We start from the raw sequence: 24606 nt of genomic DNA, 5'->3' as shown, positions 1-24606 counted from the left end.
ACCCCCTCCAAATACTCGGCCAAATAAGAATGAAGCCGGTCGCAAACGCCGGGCCAGAGGGAGGATAGGATGCCGACTTCACGCAGGACGCTGCTGAAGACCTCGGCGGCTGCCGCCGCCGTACTCAGCCTCGATTGGACACGCGCCCAAGCACAAGCTGAAACATTGCGCATCGGTGTGATCTACGATCTGACCGGCCCGTTTGCGGCGGGCGGCTCGGTCGCGTCCTCGATCGGCGCGCAGATCGCGATCGACCTCGTCAACGAGAAGGGCGGCATCGGCGGCAAGACCAAGATCGTCCCCGTTGCCGCGGACTCCCAGAGCAAGCCCGACGTCGCGATCAACGAGGCAACGCGCCTGATCGACCAGGAGAAGGTCGACATCATCATCGGCGTCTATGCAAGTGCACACGCGGTGCCGCTCGCGGCAAAGGTCGAGCAGCAGAAGAAGATCCTCTGGATCACGACCGCGGTCTCGACCGCCGTGTTCAAGGACAAGAACCTGCAATACGTTTTCCGCGCGCAGATTCACTCCGACCAGTATGGCCAGGCCTTCGCGGGCTTCCTCGCCGAGCATGCGAAAGGCAAGCTCGGCATGGATCCGAAGGACGTCAAGGTCGCGCTGATCCACGAGGATGGCCCCTACGGCGTCGGCGTGGCTGCCGCCGACGAGGCCTATGCCAAGGAGGCTGGATTTCAGGTGGCGTTGAAAGAGGGGTATTCGGCCTCCGCGCCCGATCTCTCGGTACTCGTCACCAAGATCAAGCGCGCCAAGGCCGACGTGATCTCGCATGCCGGATACAATCCGGACATCACGCTGTTCCTGCGCCAGGCACGCGAGAGCGGCCTGCGCTTCAAGATGCTGTTCGGCGCCGGTGCCGGCTACAGCCAGCTCGACAAGCTGCGCGCGACGTTTGGTGCGGACATCGACAATTTCTGCAACATCGACCCTGTGCCCGCGCAGCTGCTCGATCCGTCGAAGCTCGCCCCCGGCATGGGCGATCTCATCAAGACCATGGTTTCGCGCTATCAGACGAAGACCGGCGCGACCGACGTGCCGCCGCACTGCTCGATGGGCTTCAACCAGACCTGGGTGCTGCTCAACAACGTGCTTCCGGTGGCGAAGGAGAAATACGGCAGTTTCGAACCGGATGCGATCCGCAAGGCCGCACTCGATGTCGATATCCCCGCGGGCGGCACCATCCAGGGCTACGGCGTAAAGTTCTTCCCGCCGGGTACGCCGCTCTCCGGCCAGAACGAGCGCTCGACGCCGGTCGTGATGCAGAATGCCGGCGAGCACATCTCGGTGGTGTGGCCGACGAATATCAGAACGCAGGACCCAGTGTTTCCGCTGCCGAAGGGATCGACCTACGGCGCGTAATACATGCTGCCGCGATGACGGTGCACCCTCTCCCCTTGCGGGAGAGGGTGGCTCGCCGCTTCAGCGGCGAGCCGGGTGAGGGGTCTCCCTCCGCGCGTGAACCTGTCGCAGCGTATTCGCGGAAAGAACCCCTCATCCGGCGCTTCGCGCCACCTTCTCCCGCAAGGGGAGAAGGGAAAGCAGCGTGCTTTTGGCTAAAGTAGGGAGCTCATCGGGCTTTCACAACACCACCCGCCGCCCCTCGTCCGCCGCCCAGTAACCGGCGTAGTTCACCTTTATCGTCTCATACGCCAACGCCAGATCCGACAGCGGTTGCCGTCCTGTCGCCACGCACTCCATGAAATCCTGGATCTCCTGCAAATAGCCGCGCGTCCATTCCTCTTCGAGGCAGACATATTGCCAGCCGGTTTTGCGATCGACCTTTTCGGTGATGTAGACCGAGGCGAGCTTCTCCTCGCTGGTCTGGTAGCTCATCAGATGCGTGTTCGGGGTGATGTTGGCGAACAGCGAGCCGCCGCTGGTGTAGGTCTCGATCAGGTTGCGCACGCCGCCCATGATCATGTCACCGGAAAACACCGTCGCCTTGGTGCCGTCGGAGAAGGTGACGGTGAGCGTGCCCCAATCCTCGACGTCGACCGGATTGGCCTTGATGTAGGTGCGCTCCTCCGGCTTGAGACCGGCGGTGACGTTGCCGACGTCGCAGGTGACGCTGGCAACGCCGATCGCCTCGCCACGCGCTTTCGCCTCGACCTGCTTCAGGTACAGCACGGCCGACAGCGGGTGGCAGCCCATGCGGATCAGCGAGCCGCCGCCGGTCATTGCCCATTGCGCGGCGTGCGCGGCATGCGAGCCGGAGTGGCTCTCCTCGCCCTTCATGAACAGGATCTTGTCCTTCGTCGCCCTGATGATCTCCGCGGTCTTGGTCACCGCCGGCGCGTAGACCCAGTCCTCGGCATACATGAAGAGCTTGCCGGTCCGCTGTATCGCGTCGCGCGTGGCCTCCATCTCTTCCAGCACACGCTCATACATCAACGACTTCGGCACGTGCTTCCCGATTGGCTGCTTGTCGCCCTCGCGGCCGAAATAACCGGCAAAGGGCTTTTCGCAGATCACGTGCTTGCCGGCCTGCATCGCCGCAACGATCATCGTCGCATGCAGATTGGGCGGCGTGCAGATGTCGACGACGTCAATATCAGCATCTGCGATCAGGTCGGAGAAGCTGCGATAGCTGCGCGGGATCTGGTGACGGCGGGCGAATTCGACGACGTGGTCACCGCGCGCGGCCACCGCCGCCACCTCGACATCCACGCCATAGACGCGCCGAAACGCATACATGTGCAGCTCCGACACGAAGCCGCAGCCCACGAGGCCCACCCTGATCCTTGCCATTGCGAATGCCCCCACCATTGGTTTGGAGGCATTATAGCGAGCTCGCGGGCCGACGCATGCCTATTGCACGACGCAAGCCTACTGCACTGAAACGCGCACCACACCTCTGCTCATCATCCCGAGCGCGCGGGCGGCGGGCACGGAGAGATCGACGATGCGACCGCGGATGAACGGACCGCGATCGTTGACTCGGCATTGAATGGAGCGGCCACCATAGGACACCGTGAGCACGCTGCCGAAGGGGCGCGTCCGGTGGGCACACGTCAGGTCGCCGTTCCTCGCGGCTTTTCCGTATCCGTAATATGAGGCAAGTCCGTTTTCGGCGTGCGCGAGAGAAAAGGTAGCAAGACAGAACAATAAAACCGTCAACGCTCGCACGGCACCCCTCCGGGTTGGCCCTGCCTGGCGCTGCAAACTCCGACCTGCCAGTGAAGTTCCCGCGGCACTGCCGGTCCAAGACCGGCAATGCCATCACACATTGTTACAGTTGGTGAAAAACCAGCGTTCGCAGCTCAATGCTTTCGCGCGCGGGTGCATCGGCCGGCGTGGTCGGATCGACGAAGGCGGTGTGCGGCCCGAAACGGGTTCGGCCGTCGGTCTCGGAATCGTAGCACTTCAGGAGCAGCGCTTCGTCCGGCGTCATCTCCGGGAAATAGAACCAGCGATGGTTCGGATTGTACTTCACCGAATACGTCTCGCCCCGGCGATTGGGGTAGATCAGGTCGGAGGCGACGAGATCGTCGGGCGCAACCGTCGTGCCGTCGGCCATGGCGAGCGGGGAATCGCGCAAGGGACCGCGGATCGGGCGCCAGAGATTGATGACCTGCACGCGACCCTTGAGAAGCTCCTCAGCCTCCTCAGGCAGATGCTCGCGCACACGGTTGGCGCCCGACGTGACCGTCTGGTCGACATGGACGCGCGTTGCGGGCTGGCGCGGACCTGCGCCGCGGATATCGGCGGCGCCATCGACGCGCTTGCGCACGGTGTGATCGAAGATGACGACGCGGTCGGCCTTCAGCGTCGCGCGAAGAAACGCTTCGACGGCGGGGTAGTAGACCGCCCTCACCTCCTCGTCGTTGTAAAGATCCTTCACGCGGGTCGGATGGCGCACCAGCGCGAAGCCTTGGCGATCGAGCGAGAAGTTGTCCGCAATCAGACGCCCATCGAAGATCGGGACCTGGTGCGGCTCGGGCAATGAGGTGCTCTTCGGCTCGCCCGGCGGCGGATCAAACGCATAGGTGCGGGGTTTGCCTTGCGTGGGTGCGAGATAGTTGAGCTCGGCGGTGACGAAGGGAAGCGATTCGATTTTTGTTTGTTGCAGGCCCATGGCCGGTCTCCCGATGTGGTCGTCTGGTTGATTTTTGACGGCACGCATCGCGCTGCAAGGGAGGCACTGCAAATAGCGATGCGGTTGTCGCCGACGAGACCAAACGCAGAAGGAACGTTTCGAGGATGACCGCGCAGCGGGAAACTCCGTTCCCGCTTCACGAACGCTTGAGGAGCGCGTGAGATTTCGCGCCCCGGACGCAGCGCATCACGCAGTGGTGCGCTGCTGAGCCGGGGCCTATGTAGCAGAGAGCTGGTATGCGGCATGGGTCCCGGCTCAGCGGCACAGCGTTGCACGCTGCGCCGCGTCCGGGACAAGAGAGATTGGCTCAGAGCCCCACCTTGGCGATCGCGTCCGAGAAGGAGCGATCGACGATATCGGCAGCGTCGAGCTTCTGTTTGATCAGACCCCAGCGAAAATAGAGATCGATCGTGGCCTGCTCGTCCACAACCACGCTATGGTCGATCGGCGCGATGCGGATCTTTGCGCGCGAGAGCCAGTTGAGCGGCACAGCAGTTGGGATGTTCATCAGCTTGCCCCAGGTCTCGGCGTAGCTGTTCACGTTGTTGATCGACCAGGCCCGCGCAGCGGTGAGGCGCCGGATGAAATCCGTCAACTCGGCGCGCTTGTCGCGGATGGCTTCGGGCCGCGCCACCTGAAAGCTGAGGCCCGGCGTCAGGCCTTCCGAGGTGATGACGCGGCGCGACTTGAACAGCACTTCTTCCTGGCTGACATAAGGCTCCCAGGTCGACCACGCATCGACCGAGCCCTGGGTATAGGCGATCTTCGCATCCGACGGCGCGAGGAACGTGATCTGCACGTCGCCCGCGCTCCAGCCATTCTTCTCCAACGCCGCGAGGATGAGCTGATGGCCGATCGAGCCGCGGCCGGTTGCGATCTTCTTGCCGCGCAGATCGTCAAAGCTTTTGATCGCCGAGTTCTCGGGTACGAGGATCGCCAGCCCCTCCCGCGTCTGCCGGATCGCCGCGATCGCCTTCACCGGCGCGCCAGAGGCTGCCGCGAAAGTGAAGGGCGCGTCGCCCACAAGCCCGGTTTCGATCGCACCGGCGCTCAGCGCTTCGAGCAGCGGCGCGGCCGCAGGAAACTCCTTCCACTCGATCTTGTAGGGCACATCGTTGAGCTGGCCTGCCGCTTCCATTACGGCCCGCGCATTGCCCTTCTGATCACCGACACGCAAAGTGGTTTGCGCTGCTGCAAGGTCGATCGAACCGAACAGCAGCGCCCCGGCCAGCATGAGCCGGATCATTCCGCGGCCTCGCCGCGGGCGACCTGACGCTTGGCGATCAGTTCGCGCGTCAACGGAATCAACTCGCGGCCGTATTCGATGGTATCGATCAGAGGATCGAAGCCGCGGATGAGAAAGTGCGAGATGCCGAGATCGTAGTAGTCGCCGAAGACCTCGGCCACCTGCTCGGGCGTGCCGACGAGCGCGGTGGTGTTGCTATTGGCGCCAGTGAGTTTCGCGATCTCGGTCCAGAGGCGCTTGTCGATGCGGCTGCCCTGGTCGGCGAGCGCGAGCAGGCGGCGCGCGCCGGCGGTGGCATGGCCGTCGGCCGGCTTGCGATAGCCGGTCTTGTCCTGAAGCGCGCTCGCGCGCGCCAAAATCGCTTCCGCCTTCTCCCAGGCCTGCTTCTCGGTCGGCGCGATGATCGGCCGGACCGAGAGGCTGAAGCGCGGTGTAGCCCGCCCCTGCCTGACGGCTGCGTTATGCACGCGCGAGGTGACGTCGCGCACCTGGGCGTAGGACTCACCCCAGAGCGCGAAGGTGTCGGCGTGCTTGCCGGCGACGTCGATCGCTGCATCCGATGCGCCGCCAAAATAGATGCGGATGCCGTCCGGATTATACGGTTTCACCTGCGAGAAGGCGTTCTCGACCTGGTAATACTTGCCTTTGTAGGTGAACGGCTTATCGCTGGTCCATTCCAGCCTGACGACGTCGAGGAACTCAGACGTGCGAGCGTAACGCTCGTCCTTGTCGTCGAGCGTGTTGCCATCCTGCCGAAGCTCGGTGGCATTGCCGCCGGTGATGACATGCAGGGCGACGCGGCCGCGGGAGAACTGATCGAGCACCGCGAACTGCCGCGCCAGCAGCGTCGGCGCGGTGAATCCGGGTCGTTGCGCGATCAGCACGTTGAGGCGGTCGGTGACGTTGAGGACATGCTGAGCCACCTGAAGAGCGTCAGGACTCGTCGAATGGAACGCGAGCAGCGCGCGATCGAAGCCGGCATTCTCATGCGCCTTGGCGACCGCCTCGATATGAGTCGGATTGAGAACCGGCCCGTCGCGGACGATGGTCTCGGACGAATTGTTGTTGCTGATATAACCGATGAACTCGATCGACATTGATCGTCTCCTTGTTGATCTCAAAGTCTCAGCGCGGCACGGCCAAGCGTGAGGCGCGTTGAATCGTCCTGCGGCGTATGCACGCGGCCGCACAGCACGTCGCGATAGTGCCGCTCCAGCGGATTGGCGCGGGTGAGCCCGTGATTGCCGGTGAGCGACAGCGCATCCTCGACCACGGCGACCGCATTGTTGGTCACAGTCAGCTTGATGACGTTAGATTCGGCAGCGGAGAGCGAGATCCCGTCGTCGAAATCGCCGGCAAATGAAGAGATCAGCCGGGCATTTACCGCGAGCCGCGCCTCGATGGCGCCGAGAACCTCCTGCGCGCGAGGTAGTGTCGATAGCGGCGCGCCGAGACTGGCGGGGACGCGGTGCTTCAGGAATTCGATGAGCCAGTCGCGCGCGGCGCGCGCAATGCCGTCATAGATCGCCGCGACGAACACCGTATGCACGGTCGCCTGCGCGATATCCGGTGCGCGCCAATCCGCGGGCCTGCGGACATCAAGCTCGGAATCCAGGGGGATGACGACGTCGTCGAAGAGGACGTCGTGGCTGCCGCTTGCACGCAGACCGTGATGATCCCAGGTCTCGACGATGCGCGTGCCCGGCAGGCCCGCCGGCACGAGGAACTGCCCGACGCGCGGCTCCGCCTCGTCGGTCCTCGCCCAGACCAGGTACCATTTCAGGATCGGCGCGCCGGTCGAATAGATCTTGTGGCCGGTCAGTCGCCAGCCGGTCTCGGTGCGCCGCGCGACGGTTGCCGGCAGTCCACCGCGCGCGGGCGATCCGAGTTCGGGCTCGACGCGCAGCGCGTTGATCAGCGCAAGCCCCTCGACGCTCTCGCGCGCGAGCTTGCGCGACAGTCGTGCCGGCCAGGTCGTGCTCCGCGCCATGGCGAGGTGGTTGATGTAGTGCATCGACAGTACCAGCGCAGTCGACGGGTCGGCCTTGCCGATGATGCCGAGAATGCGCGCGGCATAGCGCGCGCCGGCACCTGCGCCGCCGTGCGCGGCCGGCACGGTCAGCGACAGCAGACCGGCATCCGACAGCTCCTTGAAATTCTCGAAGGGGAAGCTGGCGGTGCGGTCATGCTCGGCAGCGCGATCGGCGAAGCCTGCGGCGAGGACCTGCGCCCGCTCGACATAGTCCGGCTGGCCTTGCGACGCGCGAGGCTTTGCGGCCGAATTCGCCTGTGGCGCTACCATGTGGCGTCGAGCCCCAACAGCCCGAGGATCTGGCGGCGCAGATCCGCGAGATAGGGATCGCCGCGATGCCGCGGATAGGGTCGGTCGACGCGGATGTCGGCCTTGACGCGCGCCGGCCGTTCGCTGAACACGATGACGCGGTTGGCGAGCACCAGCGCCTCCTCGGCGTCATGGGTCACGAGCAGCGTGGTAAAACCCTTGCGCTGCCAGAGCGAGACGAGCTCGGCCTGCATCGTGATGCGGGTCAGCGAGTCGAGCTTGCCGAGCGGCTCGTCGAGAATGAGGATCTTGGGATCGTTGACGAGCGCGCGTGCGAGCGCAACGCGCTGCGCCATGCCGCCGGAGAGCTGGTGCGGATACGCATTGCGGAAGGCCGACAACCCGACGAGATCGAGCGCGGAATCGACGCGAGACCGCTGTCGCTTCAGGACGCCCTGGGCCTCGAGGCCAAGTGCGACGTTGTCCCAAACCGTGCGCCAGGGAAACAGCGTCGGGTCCTGGAACACGACGACACGCGAGGGATGCGGATGCGTGATACGGCTCTCGTCCTCGCGCAAGGCGCCCGCCCGCGGCTTCTCCAGGCCCGCGACCAGCCGCAGCAGCGTGGACTTGCCGCAGCCGGACGGACCGAGCAGCGCGACGAACTCGCCGGGCGCGACGGCGATGCTGACATCGCTGAGCACCGGAAGCTCGGTGCCGTCGATGTCGAAGGCGTGGCTGACCTGCTCGATGTCGAGCGCGGCACCGGCGGCGGGATAGGCGATGACCTCGGCGGTCGCTACCATTTGACGGTCCCCTTCTGCCAGACCAGGAGGCGATCGCGGATCGCAAACAACAGCGTGATTGCGCCGGAGCAGAGCAGCGACATCACGATCAGTGCCGCATACATGTTGGCGTAAGCCGCCCAGCCCTGCGCCCATTGCAGATACCAGCCGAGTCCCGCCTTGACGCCGATCATCTCGGCGATGACGAGCACGGCAAAGGACGCGCCGAGCCCCATGAACAGGCCGACAAAGACGTGCGGCAGTGCTGCGGGGATGGCGACCTTCAGCACCAGGAAGGACGGCTTTACACCTAACGTGCGCGCGACATCGTAATAGGCGTTGCTGACGCTCGCGACGCCCGACCAGGTCAGCACGGTGACGGGAAAACCGGTCGCCAGCGCGATCAGGAAGGTCGAGGCGCTCCAGCTCGACGGGAAGGTGAAGAAGGCGATCGGCAACCAGGCGGTGGCCGGCAGCGGGCCGATGAAGCGCAGCACCGGATGCACCCAATAGCCGATTGCGCGCGACCAACCGATCGAAACGCCGGTGAGGAAGCCGATGGCGGCACCAATGAGATAACCGCCGAGCTGGAGCCGGACCGAGGCAAAGACGCTGTCGAGCAGCTTTGGCAGGTCGTCGGTATAGACCTCGATGATCGCCTGCGGTGGCGGGAAGAACGGCAGCGGCAGCCAGGCGAATTTTGCAGTCGCGACCTCCCACAGGGTCAGGATCAGGCCGAGCGCCAGCAGCCATGGCGCGCGCTTGCGCAAGGCGCGCCCGGCAGAACCGAGGTAATCGGCACCGACCGTCCCGAACAGCGCGACGGCCGCGATGACGAAGGCGGCGATCCCAAGTGAATGCGTCCGCGACCAATCGCCGACGTCGTCCCAGAGCAGGCAGGACAAGCCGAAGGCGATCCAGGCGAAGCTCGCCGCGACGCCGGACCCGGACTCCTTCAGCCAGCCGGCGAGCGCAAGCTCGCGCGGCGCGGCCGACGGCAGGCCGTCAGACAGCGAATACGTCGACATAGATGCGCTCCGCGAATTTGGCGGTATCCGTGCTCGGCTTGAACACCGAGACACTCTTCAGATCGTCCGCATAGGCCTTGAGCTCGCGCTTGAGCACCTCGCCGACCGGATGATGATGGTGGGTGTGGTAGCGCACCATGCCTTCAAGATCCGCGAGCGTCGCCGCCTTCGGCGCGTAAGGCTGGAACGACCTGGCTGCCCTTTCCGGGTTCTGCGACGAGAACATTGCGGCATCCAGCAGGGCCTGTGTGATGGCCCGCGCAACCTGCGGCTCGTCGCGCACCAGGCTGCCGCGCAGGCCCAGGATGCAGCAGCTCTTGTCGCGATATTCGCCGTCGAGATTGGAGGCAACCTCCTTGTACTGGCTGTCCTTGAGCCAGAGATAGGCGAGCGGATCGGACGACAGGAAGGCCTGCACCTCTCCCTTCTGGACGGCGACATCCAGCAGGTTGCCGGGATAGGCGCGCCAGTCGACGTCCTTGGTCGGGTCGATGCCGAGCTTGGAGAGCTGGATCGAGAAGAAGTTCTTGTCGGGACCGGCGAGATCGCCAACCGCGACGATCTTGCCCTTGAGATCGGCGAGCTTGCTCACACCGGAGTCCACGCGCGACAGCACGCGCATGCAGCCACCGTGGGTGCCGGCCGCGATCTTGACGTCAAAGCCCTGCTCAAGCGGCTTCAGCCAGCGCAGCGCCATGCCGAGACCTGCGTCGCTCTTGCCCGTCGCGATCGCCTCCAGGAGCTGATCGGTCGAGCCGGAATAGTTGACGAGCTCGACGTCGAGATTCTGCTTCTGGAAGAAGCCGTGCTCGATCGCCACCGGGACCGGCGCGAGACACACGGCGCCTGCGTTCCACGACAATTTCAGCTTGCGTGGCGCGCCGGTGAGCGCCGGCGCATCGGAGGAGGTCTGGCACAGCGGAAACTGCGAGAAATCGATCGCCGGCCCGATCGCGCGCGGCGCGAACGCTTGCGCGCCGAGAGCGCCGAGCGGCGCGGCAAACGCTGCTGCAAGGCCCGCCCGCAGCAGATGGCGCCGGTCAACGTCCGCACCGCCGCGCTTGTCCTCGTTGTTGCTCATCTGCACCTCATTGCCCCAAAGCTCCGCCGCTTGCACAACGCGTCGCGTTGCGCATATTCCCTGCGGAGCAGCGTTAAGAGAAAAACCTTCTCGAGGCGAACAAATCGCCTCTTGATTGCGATGCGCAAATGATGCGGCGCGCTGGCCGCATCGTCAATGAAATGGAATTTCGAATGTTGCGAGCAGCGCAGACATTCTCTCCACCAGCGCGCGCATCGACGACGAAAGGATTTTTCGAGTTCGTTGCGATCTCGTCGTGCTCACGGATCGCGCGACGACTCCATCGCCTGCACAATCGTCACGCAGATCGGGCGTCGCGCGTATCGCCTTCTCGAGGATGCCCGCACGATGAAACGTCCTTCTGACAAGTGCACGCAATTCAGTTGGCCGTTTCATTGACTGCGGCCTGCCCGCTCATAAACTTGACCGTCCCGCTGCATCGTCGCTCACGCCATGTGAGCCAGGAAGAAAACAAGAAGCATCATATGAGCATCAACTCCCACTCTCACGATCGTTCTCTCGCACGCCGGCTCGCAACATCACTGCTCGCTGCCGCAATCACATTGTCGACGGCGGCTGCGTCCTTCGCAGCGGATACGATCGTGCTGCGCGTCGGCGACCAAAAAGGCGGCAATCGTTCGCTGCTCGATATTTCCGGTTACGCCAGGGATCTGCCGTACAGGATCGAATGGTCGGAATTTCCCGCGGCGGCACCGATCCTGGAGGCGCTGAACGCCGGTGCGCTCGACGTCGGCTACACCGGCGATCTCTCCTTTTTGTCGGTCTATGCCGCGGGCGCGCCGATCAAGGCGATCGGCGGCACAAGATCGGACGCGAAGACGCAAGCCATCCTCGTCCGGCAGGATTCACCGATCAGGTCGGCCGCCGACCTCAGGGGCAAGCGCCTTGCCGGCACCCGCGGCGGCTGGGGCCAGTTCCTGATCGATGCGACGCTCGAGAAGGCGCAGATCAAGCTCGACGAGGCCACATTCGCACCGCTCGGCCCGGTCGACGCCAAGATCGCCTTGCTCGCCGGCTCGATCGATGCCTGGGCGGTGTGGGAGCCGTACGTGTCCTTCGCGACGCTGAAGGACAAGGCGCGCGTGATTGCCGACGGCGAAGGATTGACGCCGACCGTCACCTTCATCGTCGCCTCCGACAGCGCGATCGCCAGCAAGCGCGCCGCCGTACAGGATTTCTTGCAGCGCCTCAACAAGGCGCGGCTGTGGTCGCTCGATCACATCCGTGACTATGCGAAGAACACCGCAGAGCTGACCAAACTGCCGGAGGACGTGCTGCTCAGCGCCTACACCGCGCAGCGCACCAGCCCGATCGTGATTGACGAGAACGTCGTGAAGGAGGTGCAGGAGGCCTCCGACCGCGCCACCCGCTACGGCATCCTTCCGAAGAAGCTCGACGTCAGCCAGGCTGTCGACCGCAGCTTCACGGCGGCTGCCGCAGGGTCGAACTGAGGAGCCCCGGCGATGAGCGGTCCGTCCCTCAAGGCCGGGCCGCTTCACCTCGCGGCGATCGTGCTGGTGCACCTCGCCTGCATGGCGGCGATGGTCTGGTTCTCGTCGTGAGGGCAACCGCGCTTAAGAGAATGATGAGAGGAAGATAAGGCGCGCTTAAGGACTCCGCGGCTGCCTCCGCCGTAGCATCGCCCCTGGTGACGTCCATGCCTCATCTCCGCATCAAACGGGAGACCGCTTGGCGCCTTATTTCAGGAGGATTTGACCATGACCATTTCAGCACGCACACCTTCTCCCTCGCGGTCGGACAACAATGCTGTCCAAAATAGCTATCGGATCGCCGCCCTCTATGCCTTCCTGACGACCTGCGTCTCCTCGACCAGCCCGGCCATGGCAGCGATGGAATGCGCTCCCGGCTACGTTTGGCGGATCGCCGTTCCGAGCGATCTCGTCTGCGTCACGCCGGAATCCAGGAGCGTCGTCGCCAGCGAGAACGCAAGGGCCGCGAGCCGGCATCAACCGGGCAGCGACACATGCCAGTCGGGATATGTCTGGCGCGAGGCGTATTACGGCGACAAGGTCTGCACCACGCCTGAGCGCCGCAGCGAGGTTCGCCAGGAGAACCACGTCGCATCGCAGCGCGTGGCGCAATAGCCGCGCGACGGAAGGGGGCGCCAGAGCAGCCGGAATTCGTGTTCCGGTTGCTCGCGCGATGGATACGCGCCTAGAATGGAACTCGCCCGGCGGCCGCCATCGTTCGCAATGGGCAGGCGACCCGCGGGCTGGAGATCAGCGCCATGTCAGCCGATCGATATCTTCGCTACGACCCCTCTGTCGAACAACCGAGTCCCGACGAGGCCGATGCCGTCCGGGCCATCGCCGCCTCGATCGAGCGGACCAGCGACGCCACCTTCAAGCGATTTAGCCACGGCATTCGTCAGCAACACGCCAAAGGCGTCGGCTTCCTGCGCGGCGAGCTGACCGTCTACGACAATCTGCCGGCGCATTTGCGTCAGGGCCTGTTCGCAAAGCCGGCCCGTTATCCGATTATCGTCCGCCTCTCCACCGCCTTCGGGCTCAAGAGCGATCGCGTTCGCTCGCCCCGCGGCATGGCGATCAAGGTCCTCGGTGTGTCCGGCGACAAGGCGCTTAAGGATGACACTTCGACCAACCAGGATTTCCTTCTCGTCAATCACCCGAGCTACATGGCCGATGCCAAGGCTTATTTGGCAGCCCAGACCAACGTCGAGCGCAACCTGAACACCCCCGACATCGGGTTCAGGATCGTGGGGTTCTTCTCCCGCATCGCCATTACGGTTTCGAACGCGACCGGTGTCCCTATACCATTGCTCGCGAAGGCGCTTGGCGACCCCGGCAACAACATCCTCGGCGAAACCTTTCACACCGAGGGCACGCTCCGCTTCGGCGACTATATCGCGAGGATCCGGGCGGTGCCGGTCTCGGATGCCGTGCGCAAGCTCACGGGCCAGCCCAGCAATGACGGCGACGAAATCGTGCGGGACTCGGTCACAGAGTTCTTTCAGAAGAATGGCGCAGAATATGAGCTGCGCGCGCAGCTCTGCACCGACCTGAAACGCACGCCGGTCGAGGATTCCTCGATCGATTGGCCAGAGGATGTCGCAGTACCGCAACCGCTGGGCAAGATCACCCTTCCTCCGCAAGCCGCCAATACCTCCACACGCCGCGACTACGCCAACGACGTCCTGTCGTTCGATCCCTGGCGTTGCCTGGCCGATCATCAGCCGCTCGGCTCGATCATGCGGCTGCGCAGGGATGCCTATCGCGCGTCTCGCGAGCGCCGGCACAAGCAGAACGGACCGGTCCCGCTGCCCAGAGAACCGCAAGACATCAGCGAGTTTCCCGATTGATGTCGGGCTGGCGGCCGCAAGTGTCCGCTGCACCAGCAGTCGCGCCGCGGGCGAAGAATGACAGCGAGCGCAGCGGATCGTCTGGCGCGAGCGAACGCGCAAGCGAATTCACAACCGTATCAGAGTGGCGCCTCCAGTTGGCCGCCTTCCGCGCCTCTCCACGGCCTGCATAAAAGTCTGCAAGCGAGGCGTAGATCCGCCATGCCGCGTAGGGCAGGCCGGCGTGGCGAACGGTCGAGACGGCCTCCGACAGGTGCCGCCTGGCGATCTCTGCATCGCCGCTCAGGAGCGCAATTCTCGCCATCACCTCCTGGCACAGCGCGAGGAACGGCCGATCGGGCGCGGCGCGCGTCACCTCGTGAAACCGGCCGGCCGCCGCCTTTGCCTGGTCGAGATCGCCGGCCGCGATCCAGTACTCGCAGCAATTCAGCAGGTACTGCGGCATGACCAGCGACTCGATCGGCACACCGTCCACCTGCATCCGACGCTCGACGGCATCGAGATGCTGCCGCGCCAGAGTGAGGTTGCCCGTCCCGAGATGGGCGCGCACCAGCAAATTCCTGCCGAGGAAGAAGGTGAACGGGTTTGCCTCGAGCATCGGGTTCGTGACTTCCTCCGCGTGCCTCGCCGCGATCTCATGGTCCCCCACCGCGGCGTGGAGCCATCCGATCGCGAGCTGGCACAGGGCACGCGCCTGCGGATTCGCGTTCCGCTCCGCGATGGCGAGCGCAGAGCGAACGCTCTGCTGCAGCGCCCCCCATTCGCCCATGTAGAGGGAGGCGAACGCTTCGACGGACTCATAGAGCACGAAGAGGTAGACGTCGCCGAGCACGCGGGCGAGCTGCTTGCCCCTGCTCGTCGCATCGATGCAGGCCGGATAGTTCGACCTCAGGAACTCGAGCACCATTTCCATGGAGCAGCGCCGCAGCCGCATGCTGAGGTCCTGCGCGTCCGAGATCAGTGCCGACGCCTGCGCCGAGAACTCGGCGTCCTCGCGGCTCCAGCCGCGCAGCATCAGCTTCAGATTGGCGACGTTGCCCCGGACCAGGGCAGCGAATGCGGCGTCATCGCTCGCCCGGCTCTTCGCCAGCGCCTGCTCGGCGAAGGGCAGACACCGTCGCCGATCGATATAGAGGCAGAACCTGCTGAGATCGACCAGCGCGTTCACCTCCTCGCGAACAAGGCCGTTCTCCGCTGCATGGGCCACGATCGCGCCGAGATCCTGCAGCGAGTTCAGGAAGTCGCCGCCGGCCCGCCAGGCCCAGGCGCGCTGCAGCAGCAGCTTCAGGCGCGTCGGCACCTGCACGTCGGCCGGCAGATGCGGCACGAGATCCAGGGCGCGCGTGAGGTAGTTCGCAGCCTCGCGCGTGCTGAACCGACGCGCCGAGCCCTCGGCCGCCATGGCGAGATAGCGCGTTGCCTTCGGAAAATCGCGCCCCAGCTCGAAGTGACGCGCGAGCACCGAGGCGACCTCCGCGGCTTGCGATCCATACCCGCGCTCGAGACCGACACCGAGCCGCACGTGAGTGTTCACGCGGCGCGCAGGCGCCAGCCGCTGGTACAGCATCTCCTGGTACAGCGCGTGCTGGAACGCGTAGCGACCGGAGACCTCTCCGCTCGGCCATTCGGTCGCGCCGGCCACGAGGATGATGCGCCCGGCACGCGCCAGCTCCTCGCACATCTGCTCCACGTCCAGCACGTTCCGATCGAGCACGCCGGCAATGTGCAGCGCCGAGAACTCGGCCCCCGCCGCGCTTGCGACCTCGAGCAGGCTGCGTTCCTCGGCCGTGAGGTGATCGATCTGCCGCGCGATCATGCCCTGCAAATCGCGCGGCATGCTGTCATGCGAGGCCGCCTCCTCGCGCTCCAGCCGCCACCCGCCGCCATCCTCGACGAGCGCGCCCTGGGCAACGAGATGGTCGAGGAGCGACGTTACGAACAAAGGCTGCCCCTCGGTCCGCGCGAAGATGCGCTCGACCAGTTCGCCGGCGAATTCGGCCGAGTTGAAGCGCAGGGCAAGGTAGCGCTCGACGTCGCTCCCCGTCAGTCGATCGAGCGCGAGCTCGGTTGCATGTCCGTGGATCTGGAGATCCTGGTGGACGGCCTTGACCGGATGTCCGCCGACGGCGACTTCCATCGGCCGATAGGTGGCGAGAACGAGGATCGCCGCCTTGCGGTCCCGCCGCGCCAGGCGCGACAGAACATCCACGGTGGCAAAGTCACTCCAATGCAGGTCTTCCAGGATGATGATCCAGGGCCGTTTCGCGGCGATGCTCTCCAGGAGATCGGCGAACTCACGCAACATGCGCTCCCGCGTCGCGCCAAAAAGCTCCTGCTGGAAGGCGACGCGATCGCCTTCACCAAGGAAACCCGGCATCTGGGCGAGCCACGTCGGCGCGTGCTCGCGAATGGCAGCGAGCATCGCGGCGTCGCCCTCGCCGCGGCATCGTTCGTTGAGGGCTTCGATCAGCGGCAGGAAAGCCTCATGGGTGCCGAACAATTCGTTGCAATCGCAATGCAGCACACCGGGTCTCTCGCACGCCATGCGATCGAGAGCCATCTGAACAAGCGTCGTCTTGCCTATTCCGGCTTCGCCCGTAATGAAGACGACCTGACGCTGTCCGGCTTTTACCTTGTGTAGCGCGGTGTCGAGTGTCTCGAGCGCCGTCGTGCGTCCGACGCGCCATTGCCGTCTGCGGTCGATGACGTCCTCGGAGGGCTCCTCCAGCCGTTCGGTGGCCGATGACGATGCGGCGGTGACGGGCGCGATGAAGCGATAGCCGCGTCGCGTGACCGTCTCGATGTAGCTGGGCGACTGCCTGTCGTCACCGAGCGCCGCACGCAGCGCATTCATGGCGACCGCGAGGCTCGACTCGCTGACATGCAGATCCGACCAGACCGCGTCGAGCAGCTCTTCCTTGGTCACGAGCTCGCCGGGGCGCTCGATCAGGCAGCAGAGGACCTCGAAAGGTTTCGGCGCCAGCACAACGCGCTCCGGTCCGCGCCACAGCAGCGCGTTGGCGCGATCGAGCCGGAACTGGCCAAAGGCGAGCTCGTCTGTCCGCACGGCCGCAACCTCCGGGTGCTTTCCGAGCTTAAGAGAAAGCTCAGTCAAATGTAAGGACGGCGTAAGGACTCCGGCCGGTTCTCGGCGCTAGCGTCGCGCCTGGCGATGTCATGGACATCACCAGGAAGCATTTCATCACGCTGTCTTTTTCAATCAGGGCAGTCGATGCCCAAATTTTGGCAGGGAGTTGACTATGCCACTTCCACGCCGCAGAGCTATTTTTTCAACCCGCGATTGCGAAGGCTGGTTCGTATTCGTCTACGCGATCGTCTGCGTGCTTGCCGCGGTCTATTTCGCGTTGTCGGGGCCAATCGTCTTCGACGCCGGCTTCGCCATCATCGCGCTTCTGCCGTGACCAGTCGCGGGTAGCGCTCGCGCGCGACAGCGCGAGCGCCGAGCCTTGGCCGGGTCGACCGTCAGAACTGCCGACGCACGCTCGCGCGATCACCAATATCCGTAGGGGCGGTGCCAGGCGCGGTATGGCCGGTAGTAGCCATAGCTGGAGCCGTAATACGGTCGATACGGGCGGTAATAGCGGGGATAGGCTTGATAGGGCGAATAGGCGTAGCCGGGCGCGTAGCCGTAATAGGCCGGCGCGTAGCCATAGCCATAGCCGTAGCCATAACCATAAGGGCTGCCGTAGGGACCGCCATAATAGCCGTAAGGCCCAGAGCTTGCGATGGCGCCACCGATGATGGCGCCGGCTGCAAGCGCTCCTAGGCCCCAGCCCCATCCGCCGCGCCAGTACACCTGCACGGTGTCATCGCCGACCATGGCTTTCATCGTTGCCACATTGGTCGGCATCGGTGCCGCCGCCGCCTGCTGCACCTGGCCGGCCACGACGGCACCGGCGAGCGAACAGGCTATTGCCGTTTTCCAGATACTCATCGCCTTGCTCCTCTGACGCTTCGTTTGGAAAAAGGATCGCACGCCACATGATCTGGCATCTTTGCGCTGAGTCAAAGCATCCCTTTGCGTGCACCGCACAAGGCGTCCCGGCCTCTCGTCGATCCGACCGCCTCAAACCTCAGAAAGCCGGCACGGATCGCACCAGCTCCATCGCGGGCGCTGAAATGCCGCAGGACGAACGCCCGCAAGCCGCACCGCAGGGCTACTTCGTCCTCACGCCTGGATCGGTCGCCGATGCCATGAGATCGCCTGCCTCGCGGCTGCCATGCGTGAACCAGCTCTGGCGCAGATCGACGTTTCTGAGCGTGCCCGAGCCGAGCACGCAGCCAGCAGCCGTCGGGACCACGACGAAATCATTGCCGAAGGCGAGCACGTCGATGCGAAAGGTGTGCGTCCCGGCATCGACGAGCTCCCAGCGCCCTTGCAGCAACTGCGCGTGGCGATCGCTCTTGGCGATGGCGGTGCCGTTGTCCTTCAGCGACAGGGTCCACGCCCCGTCGAAGGAGGCGGTCTCCGCGCAGGGCGAGAGGACCTGCCAGGCCTCGGCGAGATCGCGTCGCTGCGCGAGGTGATCCGGGGTGCCGGTGAGGTAGGCCAGCCCGACTGAAAGCAGCCGCAGCAGGCCAAACATTTCGTTGGCGCAGGGCATCGGATGAATCCAAAAAATATGAAAGCGATCTGAAATAGCCCTCAGCCTACCACCCTTTCAGGGCGACCGGGAAGACTCGGCAATCGAAAAAAGCATAGCCGCAGGGCGGCCGCGACCGACGGCAACCAACAGACCACTTTCCGAATTGTTATCCGTGCCGCTAGAATTCTGCTTCGATACAGGCGCCACCGGCTTCCCGCGACGGAAGTTTCGGGGCGATAAAAACGGGGCCCTCGGGAGGACAGAATGAATCGTGTTGGAAATGAGCCGCTCGCGCGCCAAGCCCTGGCCTTCGTACTCGCCGGCGGACGAGGAAGCCGTCTTCTCGAGCTGACCGACCGGCGTGCCAAGCCCGCGGTCTATTTCGGTGGCAAATCCCGCATCATCGACTTCGCATTATCGAACGCCGTGAACTCCGGCATCCGCCGCATCGCGGTCGCGACCCAATATAAGGCCCACAGCCTGATCCGGCATCTCCAGATGGGCTGGAACTTCTTCCGTCCCGAGCGCAACGAGAGCTTTGACATCCTGCCCGCGAGCCAGCGCGTCTCGGAGACCATGTGGTATGTCGGAACTGCCGATGCCGTCCACCAAAACATCGACATCATCGAATCGCACGGTGCCCGCTTCATCGTGGTGCTCGCCGGCGATCACATCTACAAGATGGATTACGAGCTCATGCTGCGGCAGCACGTCGACAGCCGCGCCGACGTCACCGTCGGATGCCTCGAAATGCCGCGCACCGAGTCTTCCGGCTTCGGCATCATGCATATCGACGACAACGGCATCATCCAGTCGTTTCTCGAGAAGCCGAAAGACCCGCCGCCGATGCCCGGCAAGCCCGACATGTCGCTCGCCAGCATGGGCATCTACGTCTTCGACGCCAAGTTCCTGTACGAGGAGCTGAAGCGTGACGCCGCCGACCCGAACTCGAGCCATGATTTCGGCAAGGACATCATTCCCTATATCGTCAAGAACGGCCGCGCGGTGGCGCACCAGTTCTCGAGCTCGTGCGTCCGGACCGGGGACGACACGCGCTCCTATTGGCGCGACGTCGGCACCGTCGACGCCTACTGGGCCGCCAACATCGATCTCACCGACGTGGTGCCGGAGCTCGATCTGTTCGACCGCTCATGGCCGATCTGGTCTTATGCGGAGATCACGCCTCCCGCCAAGTTCGTGCACGACGAGGAGAGCCGGCGCGGACAGGCGGTGAGCTCGCTCGTATCGGGCGGATGCATCATCTCCGGCGCCTCGCTGCGGCGATCGCTGCTGTTCACGGGCGTGCGCATCAACTCCTATGCCAATGTCGAGAACGCCGTGATCATGCCTTACGTGAATGTCGGCCGCGGCGCGCAGCTCCGCAACGTCGTGATCGACCGTGGCGTCGAGATTCCGGAAGGGCTCGTCGTTGGTGAGGATCCCGAGCTCGACGCAAAACGGTTCCGCACCACCGAACAGGGCATCTCGCTCATTACGCAGCCGATGATCGACAGGCTGAACGCATGACGTTGACGCGCGTCCTTGCGGTCACATCGGAAATCTATCCGATCATCAAGACCGGCGGTCTTGCCGATGTCGCCGGCGCGCTGCCGGCCGCATTGAAAGCCCATGACGTCGAGATGCGGACGCTGGTGCCTGGCTATCCGGCCGTCATGCGGACGCTGCCGCAGGCGGAGGAAATCCGCCGCTGGCCGGATTATTTCGGCGGGCCGGCGCGCCTGCTCGCGGGCACGCATGAGGGGCTCGACCTCTTCGTGCTCGACGCACCACATCTCTACGAGCGGCCGGGCAACCCTTACGTCACCGCAGAGGGGACCGACTGGCCCGACAATGGCGTGCGCTTTGCGGCGCTGTCGCGCATCGCCGCCGATATCGGCCTCGGCCTCGTCCCTTCGTTCGTGCCTGACGTCGTGCATGCCCACGACTGGCAGGCGGGGCTGCTGCCGGCCTATTTGCACTATGCAGGCGGCCCCCGCCCGGGGACCGTGATGACCATTCACAACATGGCCTATCAAGGCAAGTTCGCCTACGGGATGCTTGCTTCGTTCGGCCTGCCGCCGGAGTCCTTTGGCCTCCACGGCGTCGAATATTTTGGCGGGATCAGCTTCCTGAAGGCCGGCCTGCAATTTGCCGACCGCATCACCACGGTGTCGCCGACCTACGCGCAGGAAATCCAGGGCGACGAGGGCGGCATGGGGCTCGGCGGCCTCTTGCGCGAGCGCTCCGGCGTGCTCAGCGGAATCCTCAACGGCATCGATATCGGCGTGTGGAATCCCGAGACCGACCCGCACATCGCCTATCGCTTCGGCGCGAAGGAGCTGCAATTCCGGGCCGCCAACAAGGCGGTCCTGCAAAAGCAGTTCAATCTCGCGCCGTCCGCGGACGCGCTTCTGCTCGGCGTGATCAGCCGGCTGTCCTGGCAGAAGGGCCTCGATCTCCTGCTCGAAACCATTCCGACGATTCTCGGCGAAGGCATGCAGCTCGCGCTGCTCGGCAGCGGCGATGCGGACCTCCAGGACCGCTATCAGGCCGCGGCACGCGCTCATCCCGGCCGCATCGCCGTCGTGATCGGCTATGACGAGATCCTTGCCCACCTCATTCAGGCGGGCTCCGACGCGCTTGTCGTGCCGTCGCGGTTCGAGCCATGCGGCCTCACCCAGCTTTGTGCGCTTCGCTACGGCGCCGTGCCGGTCGTCTCGCGCGTCGGCGGGCTTGCGGACACGGTGGTAGACATCGGCGAGGCCGACAGCAGCGGCCACGATGCAACCGGATTCAAGTTCGCCCCGGTGACGGCGGAAGGGCTCGCCGCCGCGCTACGCAAGGCGAACCTCGCCTTCCATGACCATTTGACCTGGCGCAGGCTGCAACTGAGCGGCATGACGACCGACGTCTCCTGGCGCAACCGGGCGGGCGAATATGCGGCACTCTACCGCAGGATTACCGCTGCGCGCCGGTAACGATCAGGTCAACAGACGCATTCCATCGTCGAATCGGTGCTATAGGGCGGCCCATGGAACCGCTCGTCATCAAGCTGCTCGGGTTCGCTGCGGCAACCTGCACGACCCTCGCCTACGCCCCGCAATTCATCAAGGTCTGGAAGACCCGCTCCACCGTGGACATCTCGCTCGGTATGTTTCTCGTGCTGATTCTGGGCCTTGTGCTCTGGCTGATCTACGGCCTGCTCTCCGGCGACGCGCCGCTGGTCGCAGCCAACGCGATCACCATCGTGATCGCCGGCGGCATCCTCGTCATGAAGCTGAAATACGGGTGAGGACGGGCGGGTCACCCTTTCGCATTTGCCTCCTCGTGGTCTCTGCCGGACAAGCGCTGCTGCTATCGAACATTCCAAGGCAGGTTGTTGAGCGACAGGATCACTGCCCCTCGGCCTGAACCGGGGGCTTCTGCTCGCCTTGAACGCTCTGGCTCAGCGACGCCAGCGCAGTCTTCAGATCGTCAGAGATCGGCGCGCGGCCGTTAAGGTCCTCGAAGGCTTGGGAGACGCGCTCATTCGCTGATTTCTCGAACGGTTCGAAGCCGTCGGAGATGCGCGTTCCTCCCCCAAGAATGATGGCAGCGGCAATTGACCCGAGCACAAGAATTGCGGCTCCAATGATGCCGGGTATGCGGTTGTGACGGATCGGCGGCGACTGCAAGAGGTGATCGGTGGTCATTGTCTTACCTCGCGGCGTTCGGTTGCCTGCATGATGCCGATCGTCGCGAACAAACGGTAGATCTGGCGTCCACCATTAAGAGGTACTCAAGCGGAGGCGCTTCCTATCCACGCTTGTCCGCTTTCTCATCTTTTGCCCACCGAATTGATAGGTCAAATTGAGGCGGCGCGTGATTGGAAAGCCCGTGCCGATGCACTGGCTTTGACTTAGTTAAGATACGAAACGAATGCAAACGATGAAGGGAGTTCACATGAAGATGCCCTTTGCAGTATTGCTCGCGGCTTCGCTCTTGATTTCTCCAACCTCCGTTCATGCTCGAACAATTTACCCGACGCACCGGTGTCATCTGTACGATGACACGTCGTACATTCGAATTCCTGGGCAGTGTGGGGAACGGTTGTTAGATGTGCCGTTCTACCCACGCAGATTATTTCTCCGCTCGTCCAGATAGCTTTTTCATTGCTAAGAGTGGCGGCTTCCACCATACAGTGGCACTCACCGACACACAGGTTCTCAGAGCTGGCCCCGGTTGTTTGGACAGCGCCCCGCGAAAATTAAGTGGATTCCTGCCGGGTTATGCTGAAGGCGGGGCTTTACGATTTTGCTGTGGCGTCGGGAGGGCGTAAGCCCGACCAGAGCCGCAGCAAAATCGTTGGCGACGATCATGCGGCCGTCACCATCGTTTGCGCGCCGAAGTAAGCCTCGTCGGGCGTGCGTTCGTCAAGGCTCGAGTGAGGACGTCCTCGGTTGTAGAACGCCAGATATTTGGAAATCGATGCTCGCGCCTCGAGCACGCTGTCGTAAGCACGCAGATAGACTTCCTCGTATTTGACAGTGCGCCACAGCCGCTCGACGAACACGTTGTCGCGCCAGGCACCCTTGCCGTCCATGCTGATGGCGATGTTCGCGTCCAGCAGCACGCCGGTGAAGTCGAGGCTGGTGAACTGGCTACCCTGATCCGTGTTGAAGATCTCGGGCCTGCCGTGCTTCGCCAACGCCTCCTGGAGCGCTTCGACGCAGAATATCGTCTCCATCGTGATCGATACGCGATGGACCAACACCCGTCGGCTGAACACATCGACGACCGCCGCGAGGTAGACGAATCCACGTCGCATCGGAATGTAGCTGATGTCCATTGCCCAGACCTGGTTCGGCCGCTCGATCTTCAATCCGCGCAATAGGTACGGGTAGATCTTGTGGCCCGGTGCGGGCTTGCTCGTGTTCGGACGGCGATAGATCGCCTCGATCCCCATGCGCTTCATCAGCGTCGCGACGTGGCGGCGGCCAATCTGCATGCCCTCACGCTGCAACAGCGATCGCAGCATGCGCGCCCCTGCGAAGGGATAATCGAGGTGCAGCTCATCGAGCCGGCGCATCAAGACAAGGTCCTCGGCCGAAACCGGCCGAGGTTCATAGTAAACCGTACTGCGGGCAAGGTTCAGGACCTTCGCCTGGCGCACGACAGACAGATCATGGTCGCGGTCGATCATCGCTTTGCGCTCAGCAGGCCCGCCTTGGTGAGCGCGCCGGACAAAAAATCGTTCTCCAACGCAAGCTCGCCGATCTTGGCATGTAACGCCTTCAAATCGACCGGCGCCTCGGCCGGTCCGTTGTCCTGCCCAAACACTCCGGCGGCGCCTTCCAGGAGTTGGGTCTTCCAGGTCGTGATCTGGTTCGGATGGACATCAAACAATTGCGCCAGCTCGGCCAACGTCTTCTCCCCCTTCACGGCCGCCAAAGCCACCTTTGCCTTGAATGCCGGAGAATGCGTCCGGCGACTCCTCTTCGTCATCTTCGCTCCTGATTCGCGGCAAGAAGCCTCGCCGCTCTCAGGCAGAAAATCCACTCAAGCTACTGTCCGAATTTGCGGAGCCAGCTCTCTCACCGCGTGCGTGGGCCTCACGTTCCAGCACGCTCACGAAGCAGAACAACAGATACTCAAGTAACTGGAGACCAGCGGCGCAACGCGACTGGTCAACGCACTCCGCGTATTCAGGATGCAACGCGCCATATTTGCTGTCGGTATGTTCTTGATGAGGATCGCCATCCCCGCAAGTAGCCGCGCCCCACCTAATCCAGAGCAGGCGTAGAGGCTATCCGCTGGCAGGGAACACACCTGTAGACCCGCACGGCTTTGCGGTCTCCAATCGGAGGCAATTCTCCGAGGTGCGTCATCTCGCGCTCGCACTTCTCGCAGGCAGGAGGTCGATGGGTGTTAGTATGGGCTCGCATGGCAAGGAGCGCTACCCGATCTGAGACGGCAATACACTTGGGAAATCTACGGGGCTGCCTAAGACCAAAGTTCTGGCTTCAACAGTCCAGCGGGGCGTTCCCACGACGGCTACTTCTTCAACAGTACTCCCATCGTTCGCGCCATTCGCCTCACTGATCCGGCGTAGCGGCCCAAC

At 63.9% G+C, this 24606-nt stretch carries 22 protein-coding genes; 8 read left to right on the top strand and 14 right to left on the bottom strand.

Features of this window, described 5'->3' with window-relative positions; all coding sequences use genetic code 11:
* Positions 1-69: 69 nt before the first annotated feature.
* On the top strand, positions 70-1380 hold the full coding sequence (locus NLM33_RS39885; protein WP_254103890.1) for an ABC transporter substrate-binding protein: 1311 nt from the start codon (positions 70-72) through the stop codon (positions 1378-1380).
* A 219-nt stretch (positions 1381-1599) separates the two neighbouring features.
* On the opposite strand, the gene NLM33_RS39880 is transcribed toward NLM33_RS39885, so the two are convergent.
* From NLM33_RS39880 to NLM33_RS39840, 9 genes are all read right to left on the bottom strand, one after another.
* Positions 1600-2769: a Gfo/Idh/MocA family protein gene (locus NLM33_RS39880; RefSeq protein WP_254103889.1), complete on the bottom strand. Its 1170-nt coding sequence runs from the start codon at positions 2767-2769 to the stop codon at positions 1600-1602.
* A gap of 78 nt (positions 2770-2847) precedes the next feature.
* Entirely contained in the window at positions 2848-3147 is a 300-nt protein-coding gene (locus NLM33_RS39875) for a septal ring lytic transglycosylase RlpA family protein (RefSeq protein ID WP_254103887.1), read from the bottom strand.
* Positions 3148-3250: 103 nt separating this feature from the next.
* Complete coding sequence (locus NLM33_RS39870; RefSeq protein ID WP_254103885.1) at positions 3251-4096, bottom strand: CmcJ/NvfI family oxidoreductase; 846 nt, start codon at positions 4094-4096, stop codon at positions 3251-3253.
* Between the two features lie 328 nt (positions 4097-4424).
* The gene (locus NLM33_RS39865) at positions 4425-5363 is read right to left on the bottom strand and encodes an ABC transporter substrate-binding protein (protein ID WP_254103883.1); all 939 of its coding nucleotides are present in this window, start codon (positions 5361-5363) and stop codon (positions 4425-4427) included.
* Complete coding sequence (locus tag NLM33_RS39860; RefSeq protein ID WP_254103881.1) at positions 5360-6460, bottom strand: LLM class flavin-dependent oxidoreductase; 1101 nt, start codon at positions 6458-6460, stop codon at positions 5360-5362. The genes NLM33_RS39865 and NLM33_RS39860 overlap by 4 nt, the downstream gene beginning before the upstream one ends.
* A gap of 20 nt (positions 6461-6480) precedes the next feature.
* The gene (locus tag NLM33_RS39855) at positions 6481-7665 is read right to left on the bottom strand and encodes an acyl-CoA dehydrogenase family protein (protein WP_254103880.1); all 1185 of its coding nucleotides are present in this window, start codon (positions 7663-7665) and stop codon (positions 6481-6483) included.
* Positions 7659-8450 carry an ABC transporter ATP-binding protein gene (locus NLM33_RS39850; protein WP_254103879.1) on the bottom strand — a complete coding sequence of 264 codons (792 nt, stop codon included), beginning with the start codon at positions 8448-8450 and terminating at the stop codon, positions 7659-7661. The genes NLM33_RS39855 and NLM33_RS39850 overlap by 7 nt, the downstream gene beginning before the upstream one ends.
* A complete protein-coding gene (locus tag NLM33_RS39845; RefSeq protein ID WP_254103875.1) occupies positions 8444-9457 on the bottom strand; it encodes an ABC transporter permease in 1014 nt (337 codons plus the stop codon). Before NLM33_RS39845 ends, NLM33_RS39850 begins: the two co-directional genes overlap by 7 nt.
* Positions 9435-10538: an ABC transporter substrate-binding protein gene (locus tag NLM33_RS39840; protein WP_254103874.1), complete on the bottom strand. Its 1104-nt coding sequence runs from the start codon at positions 10536-10538 to the stop codon at positions 9435-9437. The genes NLM33_RS39845 and NLM33_RS39840 overlap by 23 nt, the downstream gene beginning before the upstream one ends.
* Before the next feature lie 485 nt (positions 10539-11023).
* On the opposite strand from NLM33_RS39840, the gene NLM33_RS39835 reads away from it, so the two are divergent.
* From NLM33_RS39835 to NLM33_RS39825, 3 genes are all read left to right on the top strand, one after another.
* Positions 11024-12010, top strand: a complete 987-nt coding sequence (locus NLM33_RS39835; RefSeq protein ID WP_254103873.1) for an ABC transporter substrate-binding protein — start codon at positions 11024-11026, stop codon at positions 12008-12010.
* A gap of 267 nt (positions 12011-12277) precedes the next feature.
* The gene (locus NLM33_RS39830; protein ID WP_254103872.1) at positions 12278-12664 is read left to right on the top strand and encodes a hypothetical protein; all 387 of its coding nucleotides are present in this window, start codon (positions 12278-12280) and stop codon (positions 12662-12664) included.
* 143 nt (positions 12665-12807) lie between these two features.
* A complete protein-coding gene (locus tag NLM33_RS39825) occupies positions 12808-13899 on the top strand; it encodes a catalase family protein (protein WP_254103870.1) in 1092 nt (363 codons plus the stop codon).
* On the opposite strand, the gene NLM33_RS39820 is transcribed toward NLM33_RS39825, so the two are convergent.
* Positions 13880-16966: an AAA family ATPase gene (locus tag NLM33_RS39820; protein WP_254103868.1), complete on the bottom strand. Its 3087-nt coding sequence runs from the start codon at positions 16964-16966 to the stop codon at positions 13880-13882. The two genes, NLM33_RS39825 and NLM33_RS39820, sit on opposite strands and share 20 nt — an antisense overlap.
* Positions 16967-17159: 193 nt before the next feature.
* Between NLM33_RS39820 and NLM33_RS39815 the strand changes: the two genes are divergently transcribed.
* The gene (locus NLM33_RS39815) at positions 17160-17321 is read left to right on the top strand and encodes a hypothetical protein (RefSeq protein WP_254103867.1); all 162 of its coding nucleotides are present in this window, start codon (positions 17160-17162) and stop codon (positions 17319-17321) included.
* 89 nt (positions 17322-17410) lie between these two features.
* Here the strand turns inward: NLM33_RS39815 and NLM33_RS39810 are convergent, their stop codons facing one another.
* Both NLM33_RS39810 and NLM33_RS39805 read right to left on the bottom strand, forming a co-directional pair.
* Positions 17411-17854 (bottom strand): hypothetical protein, encoded by a 444-nt coding sequence (locus NLM33_RS39810; RefSeq protein WP_254103866.1) that lies wholly within the window; start codon positions 17852-17854, stop codon positions 17411-17413.
* Between the two features lie 223 nt (positions 17855-18077).
* Complete coding sequence (locus tag NLM33_RS39805; RefSeq protein ID WP_254103865.1) at positions 18078-18524, bottom strand: hypothetical protein; 447 nt, start codon at positions 18522-18524, stop codon at positions 18078-18080.
* A 246-nt stretch (positions 18525-18770) separates the two neighbouring features.
* Here NLM33_RS39805 and glgC point away from each other — a divergent pair, with 246 nt between their 5' ends.
* Genes glgC through NLM33_RS39790 form a run of 3 tightly spaced genes read left to right on the top strand, consistent with a single transcriptional unit; the run spans position 18771 to position 21798 of the window.
* A complete protein-coding gene (gene glgC / locus NLM33_RS39800) occupies positions 18771-20033 on the top strand; it encodes a glucose-1-phosphate adenylyltransferase (protein WP_254103863.1) in 1263 nt (420 codons plus the stop codon).
* The gene (glgA, locus tag NLM33_RS39795; protein ID WP_254103861.1) at positions 20030-21484 is read left to right on the top strand and encodes a glycogen synthase GlgA; all 1455 of its coding nucleotides are present in this window, start codon (positions 20030-20032) and stop codon (positions 21482-21484) included. The genes glgC and glgA overlap by 4 nt, the downstream gene beginning before the upstream one ends.
* Positions 21485-21537: 53 nt before the next feature.
* Entirely contained in the window at positions 21538-21798 is a 261-nt protein-coding gene (locus NLM33_RS39790; protein WP_254103860.1) for a SemiSWEET transporter, read from the top strand.
* 100 nt (positions 21799-21898) lie between these two features.
* Here NLM33_RS39790 and NLM33_RS39785 read toward each other — a convergent pair whose 3' ends face one another.
* Entirely contained in the window at positions 21899-22180 is a 282-nt protein-coding gene (locus NLM33_RS39785; RefSeq protein WP_254103859.1) for a hypothetical protein, read from the bottom strand.
* A gap of 680 nt (positions 22181-22860) precedes the next feature.
* Positions 22861-23990 (bottom strand): IS3 family transposase gene (locus tag NLM33_RS39780; protein WP_254095161.1). Its coding sequence is split into 2 segments (ribosomal slippage): positions 22861-23738 and positions 23738-23990, totalling 1131 coding nucleotides; the frame shifts between segments, so codons are not numbered across the junction.
* Positions 23991-24606 lie beyond the last annotated feature (616 nt).

It is taken from the genome of Bradyrhizobium sp. CCGUVB1N3 (assembly GCF_024199925.1).
GTDB lineage: Bacteria > Pseudomonadota > Alphaproteobacteria > Rhizobiales > Xanthobacteraceae > Bradyrhizobium.
This window is presented reverse-complemented; position numbering and strand designations above follow the sequence as displayed.